Annotated in this window: 6 protein-coding genes; all 6 read left to right on the forward strand. The window is 61.7% G+C overall.

Features of this window, described 5'->3' with window-relative positions:
- On the forward strand, nt 1-264 hold a 264-nt coding region (locus tag ACV1FX_RS41335), incomplete at its 5' end, for a hypothetical protein (RefSeq protein ID WP_473123218.1).
- Nucleotides 265-778: 514 nt separating this feature from the next.
- Complete coding sequence (tenA, locus tag ACV1FX_RS41340) at nt 779-1,453, forward strand: thiaminase II (protein WP_473123223.1); 675 nt, start codon at nt 779-781, stop codon at nt 1,451-1,453.
- A 1,350-nt stretch (nt 1,454-2,803) separates the two neighbouring features.
- The gene (locus ACV1FX_RS41345) at nt 2,804-4,114 is read left to right on the forward strand and encodes a UbiA family prenyltransferase (RefSeq protein WP_473123219.1); all 1,311 of its coding nucleotides are present in this window, start codon (nt 2,804-2,806) and stop codon (nt 4,112-4,114) included.
- Nucleotides 4,114-5,883: a DUF6798 domain-containing protein gene (locus tag ACV1FX_RS41350; protein WP_473123220.1), complete on the forward strand. Its 1,770-nt coding sequence runs from the start codon at nt 4,114-4,116 to the stop codon at nt 5,881-5,883. The genes ACV1FX_RS41345 and ACV1FX_RS41350 overlap by 1 nt, the downstream gene beginning before the upstream one ends.
- A 57-nt stretch (nt 5,884-5,940) precedes the next feature.
- Complete coding sequence (locus ACV1FX_RS41355; protein WP_473123221.1) at nt 5,941-7,320, forward strand: hypothetical protein; 1,380 nt, start codon at nt 5,941-5,943, stop codon at nt 7,318-7,320.
- 161 nt (nt 7,321-7,481) lie between these two features.
- Nucleotides 7,482-7,954: ribonuclease D (locus ACV1FX_RS41360; protein ID WP_473123222.1), on the forward strand; the 473-nt coding region annotated here is incomplete at its 3' end.

Consider the following 7,954-nt stretch of genomic DNA (forward strand, 5'->3'; position numbering starts at 1 on the left):
CGCCAAATCTATTCCGATCGTGCTAACTTCCATGGCGGACGCTCCTTCTCTGCAGTGGCTGTTTCAACACCACCATCTTGGCACATTGATGCCGTCGAGGGGGGCGTCCACCCCATCACAAGACTTCCAGGTGCTCATCGCCCTCTGCACCGAACTGAATGGGCGCTTTCAGTGCAGTACTCCGTCGCGAAGTTGGGTGTTACCGTCGGGTACGAACTGGCCAGCTCCAAGGCCTGCAGCAGCTTAGCCCAGATCGGCTATTGAAGAAACTCGTAGTTCGCTGGCGACTGCCGCGTCAGTGAGAAATCGTTCGTGAGTGCGTCTGGATGAGATACCGTAGGTTCGGCTGGTGTGGGGAAAAGTGGCAGCACTCCGGTGACTCGAACTCCTGATGCCCATGAGCTTCGACAGGGATTGAGCATAACGACCGGGTAGGGATGGAGTTAAAACACTCTCTTGAGCCGCGATAGGAATGGTTCGATCCTCGTCACTGGGATAAGTAATTGAATTCGCGGCAAATGCGAACGCTTTCCGAGCGCACCATAAGCCCACAACGTTGTCGGGGCGGCCTCCACGCTGGGGATCGGGATAGGGCATGTACTTTCTGTTGGTGATAACGAGAGAACGCAAGTCGGTCTCGACAATCCTAGCGAGCAAAGGCAGGCGATTCCGTGCCGGCTGATCGCGGCGACGTGCAGTGATCAACCTCCGCCCGATTCGTTACGCTGTCGGTAGCGAGCCAAAGACGTTCATGGGAAAGCAAGCCGGGGAAAAAATCGTGGGTTTCTTCGAGCGTCTAAAGATAGAAGCATCCGGCGAGTGGCGGGACTATACAGAGCATCCCTTCACGAACGGGCTGGCGGACGGCTCGCTTCCCGAAGCGGCGTTTCGTCACTACCTCGCTCAAGACTATCTATTCCTTGTCGAGTTTGCTCGCGCTTACGCGCTCTTGGTCTACAAGTCGCCCAAACTTGCCGACATGCGTGAAGCGGCGGCCGGCCTCTCGGCTATTCTTGACGTCGAGATGAACCTGCATGTGAAGCTCTGTGCCGGTTGGGGTCTTTCCGCGAGCGACCTTGAGCAGACCTCTCCCGCCATCGAGATGCTGGCCTACACACGCTACGTGCTCGACGCGGGAATGCGTGGTGATCTGCTGGCACTCAAGGTGGCACTTGCCCCCTGCGTGATCGGCTACGCGGAGATCGCAACGCGGCTCGCCTCGCGCCCCGATGCGAACGCTTCGAAGAACCCCTATCGCGTTTGGATCGCCGAGTACGCCGGCGTGCCATACCAAGAGGTCGCGATGAAAGCACGGGCGCACCTGGAGCATCTCGCCAATCTCTACGCCACGCCGGCCCGCGAGGCAGAGCTGATTGCGATCTTCAAGGAAGCCACCCGACTCGAGGCGGACTTCTGGGAGATGGGCTGGCGCGCGGGCCAGCCTGTTGAATAGCCCTCGGCAATTATCAGGCTCTTAATCAGCGGCTCTGTCGGAGCATCTCCGACCGATGGGTGGGCGGCGATTACATTCACCGCCGCCAAAGTCGGTCTGGACGCCATCGAGCGGATTTGCGGCGCACGAACGAAAGCGCACGTATCTGGTGCGGCGGTCGCGCGGCAGGCAACAAGAACGAAGTAAGCTATTGATGACGCTGTTGGGCCCGGCAGGACTCGAACCTGCAGCCAGACCGTTATGAGCAGCGGGCCATCGATCAGCTTCGTTGATTTTGCTGCGTTTTCGTTTGAAATTGATCGCGTTCGTCGTGGTTTGTTCAGGTCGTTTTTGGTGCGAAACTGGTGCGGTTGCTTGGTTCGGGGTTCTGAGGATGAACCGTCGCGTTGGCCGGCGCTGACCACCTAAAAATCGCTGACGAATTTTGAAGTTGCAGGAGGCTGGGTCCTGGAATCCTAAAGAACGTCGGCCTCTCGCATGGCAATTCGATTCCTACGGCGCTCGCGGTTTGATTCTGAAGCGACGAGCGTTTGAAATCGGGGAGATTTGCGCCGTCCGCCCGGGACAGGCGCAGCCTAAAGTAAATGGCCGTGGCCGCCTCTCAGGCTTGGAGATTTCTTCGGCATCGCATTCGTTCTTGCGATCCTCGGCGTGTTTATCTTTCTCGCCGTGGAACGACCGAACTTCTCGCAACAAGCGACGCATGCAGAATTTGGTCCCGATTGGGATTGTACCTCGACCGGGAGAGGCGACCCTGTCTGTCTGAAGAGAATCGCCCCGGCCAAATGAACGGTCGTCGTCGCGTCGAGCGCGGGATGATCGCTTCCAATCTCTGTCAATCAGCATCTCCACCTGGGTCGTAAGGAAATGGCAGGCTCTCAAGACGCAAATCCCCGAATGGCCCAAACCGTGAAGGCGAATATCGTCGGTGCGCATGGAGCAAGTAGCAGTGCTCCGATCCCCAGGGCAATCGAAGTCGTTAGCCGTGATGCGGCGGGATGACGAACGAGCATGAACGGCCAGACCGCCCATAGCCACGCACCGGCAGCCGAAAATCCCGGGAATTCCGGACTTTCTTGACGGTGGCGATTCCAGTCCTTTCCTGGGCACCATTTTTTCTCGGTAGCTCGCTGATGTGACGGCCGAATCTGGGCCTTGGCCCTGCCGTCGGTCCAAATGGGCTGCCCCCGGCCGAACCGCTTCAGCCGGTTCCTGATCCCAGGAATCCCGCCCCACCTTCTCCGATCCGATTAAGCCGTCCTTAGCGTTTGGAAATTACGGTTTTGGCCGTCCATTTCCCTGCTCCCCGGCCGCTGGCCGGTCATGCCAGTCAGTAGAGCGCGTATTCGAATGGAGCAGCCCCAATGGCAGCACGAACTCGCCGGTTCGGAGCCGTTGCCGTCTCTGGCGGCCGCGTCGCCTGCGCTGGTCATTGAGCTCGAAGGCGCGCTGCTGCGCTCGGATCTGTTGCTGGAGGCGTTGCTTTGCGAGCCCGGGCACATGCTCGGCCGTCTGCGCGCCGCCGGGAGCTGGCGCAAGGACAAGCTCCTGCAGCTCGCCGAGAATGCCGGGCTCGACTATGCCAGCCTTCCCTATGAGCAGGACGTCCTGAACCTGGCTCTCGCCGCGCGGGCGCAGGGCCGCAAGGTCTATGTGACAGCCTCCCGCCTGCGCCACCATGCCGAGGGCATCGCCGCGCATCTCGGCTTCGACGGCGTGATCGCGACCGACGAGCTCGACGGCCTCGACTATGTCGGCAATCGCAGTGCCCCGGATGCGGGTCGCAAGGTCGGCCTGAAGGTTTGGGTGAACGCCCTCCGCGTCTATCAATACGCCAAGAACACGCTGGTCTTCGTCCCTCTGGTGACGGCGCATCAGATGAGCCTGTCGGCGCTCGGCGCCGCGCTGCTGGCCTTCCTGGCGTTCTCGGCCTGCGCGTCGGGTGCCTATCTGATGAACGATCTGCTCGATCTCGCCGCCGATCGCCAGCATCCGACCAAGCGCCACCGCGCGCTTGCGGCGGGCGATCTGCCGATTGGCTCCGCGCTTATGGCCATTCCTGTGCTGTGGCTCGGCGCCTTCGTCGCAAGCCTCTGCATCTCCGGCGTCTTCACCGCCGTGCTGGCCGCCTATCTCGGCACCACGATCGCCTATTCGCTGCTGCTCAAGCGCAAGATGCTGCTCGACGTCGTCACGCTCGCCGGCCTCTATACGCTGCGCATCGTCGCCGGCGCCGTCGGCATCGGCGTGGTGCTGTCCGAATGGCTGTTGATGTTCTCGCTGTTCGTGTTCACCTCGCTCGCGCTGATCAAGCGCTTCAGCGAGCTGACGCTGCGGCAGGGTGCCGGCCTTTCCGATCCTGCCAACCGCGACTACCGGATCGGCGACCTCCAGGTCATTGCGGCGATGGCGGCTGCGAGCGGCATGAACGCGGTGATCGTGTTCTCGCTTTACGTCTCGTCCTCGACCGTGACGCAGCTCTACAGCCGTCCCTGGATGCTGTGGCTGCTCAATCCGCTCCTGCTCTACTGGTTCGGCCGCGCGCTGATGATGGCGCATCGCCGCGAGATGCCGGACGATCCGATTCTCTACACGTTCAAGGACAACGCCAGCCGGACCACCGTGATGGCGATGATCTGCATCATGCTAGCTGCGATCTGATGGCGCTCGTGGCTCCGAGCCTGCAAGCGGCAAGTCGCAAGAGCGGCTTCGCGCTATCCCCTGCGATTATCGATACCCTGGTGATTGCGGCAGTAGCGGCGGCCCTGTCCGTGCTCCGCACGGGCTTCGTGTTCGGAATCGAAAACAACCTGTTCCATCTTCCGATCGTGGCCGGGTTCGGCAGTGAGCCACAGTATCAGGATGACGCGTTTATCCAATCGCTGCGCTATTTTGCCTCCGGTGTCTGGATCGCGCTGAGCAACACGCAGAAGGATGCCGGACAGACCGAGTTCCTGTTCTTCGTGCTGAGTTACCTGTCGAGGCTCCTCTCCTTCGTCGGCTTCCTCCTCTGTGCCTCGCTCCTCGGCATCGTCACGCGCCGCGACAAGGTGATCTTCAGCCTGATCCTGTGCGGTGCCGCGTTGCTCGACGGCTACAGCCGTGCCGGTGGCTCGGGCGGTCTGTTCGTGAACTACTTCACCCATTCTGAGATCGCCAATGGCACGGTCCTCCTTGCGATCTATTTCGCGGCGCGCGGACGGTTCACGGCGGCGACCGTCGCTTTCGGCGTAACCTTCTTCGTCAACGCGTTCGTTGCGGTCTGGCTCGCGCCGCTGCTGGTCCTCGTCGCGATCACGCTGTTGTCCAGGCAGGAAACGACCCTGCGAATGGTCTGTTTGCGCACCTTCGTCGGGCTGTTGATCTGTGCTCCCATCGTCTATCCGGTCCTGCATGCCATTCTTGCGAATCCCGAATTCGGCAAGCCGATCGGGTTCGACTATCCGGCCTATCTTCACGAATATTTTGCCGGCCACTCGCTGATCGATGCGGTGGAGCTGAGCTACATCTTCATCATGGTCGCGGTCATGGCCGTCGGCGCCGTCGCATTGGCCCGGTTTGGCGTCGAGGCGCGTGCAGTGCAGGCGGCCTATCTCGGCGCTATCCTGATCTATGCGGTCGGCATCATCGCTCCCTTCGTCTCCAGCGCGAACCTCGTCCTCAATCTTCAATTACTGCGCTCGGGGACGCTGATCTATCTTCTGGCGGCGCTTGCCGTTGCGGCACTGGCTACGAACTGGCTGAGCCATGCCCGCTCAACACGGTTTCTCCCCGCGTGCCTGATCGTGCTATGCCTCAGCGTCAACGGGTTGGTCGTGTTGTTGATCGCTCTGATCATCCTCGTGATGGCGCCGCGGCAATCCCTGCCGGATGCGGCGCCCGCTTTGCACCGTCGGCTCGGTTATGCTGCGCTGGTCGTCGCGGCGCTGATATTCTGGCCGCTTGCAGTCTGGCAGAACGTCACTGTCAATCGCCTGTTCGCCGAGGCGGTCGGCGAGTGGCGCGACGTCGGCAATTGGGCACGCGTTGCGACCCGGGCGGACGCCGTGTTCCTCACGCCTCCCCATCTCGCGGAGGACGCCATGGCCGATCCCGCGGACCTGGCGCTGGCACGCGCAACCATCTTCGAATTCGTGTCCCACCGCCGCGTCTGGGTCGATTACAAGCGCGGTGCCGCGGCGATGTGGACCCCGTCCTACTATCGGACCTGGCACGAGCGGATGACCGAATTGGCGGCGCTGGGCTCTCATGTCGCGCGATTGACTTATGCCTCACAACATGGCGTCGGATACGTCGTGGACCGCTGCGAGACGCTGCCGCCCCTGGGCGACGTGATTTTCCGAACGACGCGGCTCTGCGTGTCGGTCGCCGAACGCTCGGCTCCGGATCGGTCAGTGCTCAGATCGAGTGAGGCTGTGACAGCGCCATGATCGCATGCTTGTGTCGCGGCGAGCCGATGATGGGGCCGCACTTACCGAGGTGTCGCCGTGTCGTTTGGTGAAATTGGCCTTGCACGTTGGTTTGGCTCGTCGACCGGAGAGCGGCGACAACCGACAGGCGCGGCGGTCGCGAAGGCGTCGTTTGGCAAGCCGCATCCCGAATTCGGCATCGGCCAATTGCCGAACGTCTGGCTGGCGCGGCTTGTCGCGCTTGTGGCGATGCTGGTCCTCATCGACCTGGCCGTCGACATCAGCTCGAGCATGAATTTCGGCTGGGATGTGCGCGTGAACTGCGCAGCGGTCGATGCCCATCGCGAGGGCCTTGATCCCTATTTCGTGAAGAACCTGAAAAACACGAAGCTCTCCTATCCCTATCTACCGGTGACATTGGATGCCTTTCGGCCCCTGTGCGCGGGGAGCTTTCTTACCGGTCACTACAGGGCGCTCTATCTCGTTCTTGCGATCTTGTGCGGCCTGCTGTTGCCCGACTTCGGCGCCACACGCAGGAGCCCGCGCGACACGCTCTTGAGAGTTCTTTGTGCCCTGGGCGCCTTCCTCGGCTTCGAATGGACCTGGGCTTCCGGGAATTTCACGATCTTCACCGGCTTGCTCACGGCAATCGCATTGGCGCTGTTGCTTGGTCGTACGCCTCTCGAAGGAGAGAACAAGGAAGCTTTCCTGCTGCGCCTGAGCGGTGCGGCACTGCTCGGTCTGCTCACGTCGCTCAAGCTGGTCTTCTGTCCCGTGCTCGCGTCGCTCTACTTCCTGCCGCAGCCTCGGCGCCGGAAATTGATCCTGCTTGCCGTCGCCGCAGGCATGTTCATCCTGCCGATCCTGATCTCGACGGCGCTCTACGGCGATCTGTTTTCAAGCTGGCTGAATGCGATCTCGGGTCGAATCGCCGGACAACATTCGGTTGCCGCGGACGAGACGAATCCATCGCTGTTGCTTCTCACGCTCGGCGTCGCCGGGCACTACGGACTGGGCGGCAAGCAGACATTCGTGTTCGTGCTCTACGGACTCGCCGCGACTGCGCTTGTGCTCGCGCCATTCGCCCTCGTCGTATCGCGTGCAGTCAGGAACGACGAATCGGCGGTCCAAGGATCGCTTCTGACGCGGCTGGATCGGTGGCTGATCGATCATCCCCGCGAGGCGGCACGCATCACGGTTCTGGCGATGTATGCGCTCTATCTCTGTTCGCCGCGGCTCAAGGAATATGCCTACTTTGAGCTCGCGCTTTATGCGGCCGTTCTCATCGTCGATCTTCCGGCCATGGCCATGGCCGCCGTTCTGACCGTCGCAATCCTCATTCCGACCTCGGTCTCGATCTCCGGCACCGCCATCGAAGGCAGCTTCCTTCAGCTTTTCGCAGCGCTCCTGTGTTTCTGGGTCTTCCTGGCCGATTTTCGCAAGGTTCATCGTCCCTGAGGTCGGCTTGCGCGGACATCTGCCAGCGGATACACCGCGCAAGCGGGGCAAAAGGCCAGCCGGCTTTCCGGATTTCGCTTGCGCGTCCGACCTCGCCAGTTCCCGTTCCCGGCATTAGCCTGCCAAGGCTGCATCGATTCGACTGAAGGTTTGAAAACGCCATGACCGTACGCCTGCATCGCGGCGATCTGCCGGACCTGTCCCGCTACACCTCCTCGGTCGCGATCGATACCGAGACCATGGGCCTGAACCCGCATCGCGACCGGCTCTGCGTCGTGCAGCTCTCGCCAGGCGACGGCAGCGCCGACGTGGTTCAGATCCCCAAGGGGCACACCGACGCGCCGAACCTGAAGGCGCTGCTCGCCAATCCCAACGTCACGAAGATCTTCCATTTCGCGCGGTTCGACATCGCCGTGCTGTATGAGGCCTTCGGCGTCATGACGACGCCGATCTACTGCACCAAGATCGCCTCGCGCCTGACCCGCACCTACACCGATCGCCATGGCCTCAAGGACCTCGTGCGCGAGGTGCTCAATGTCGATCCTGTCTCTTATACACATCTGACGCTGCCGACGACTAGAAAGGGGGGGGGGGGGGGGGGGGGGGGGGGGGGGGGGGGGGGGGGGGGGGGGGG

The organism is Bradyrhizobium ingae, assembly GCF_055791185.1.

Excerpts from the sequence above, each read along its gene's own strand:
- ACV1FX_RS41345 (WP_473123219.1), top strand. The coding sequence starts at position 2,804 with ATGGAGCAGCCCCAATGGCAGCACGAACTCGCCGGTTCGGAGCCGTTG.
- ACV1FX_RS41350 (WP_473123220.1), top strand. The coding sequence starts at position 4,114 with ATGGCGCTCGTGGCTCCGAGCCTGCAAGCGGCAAGTCGCAAGAGCGGC.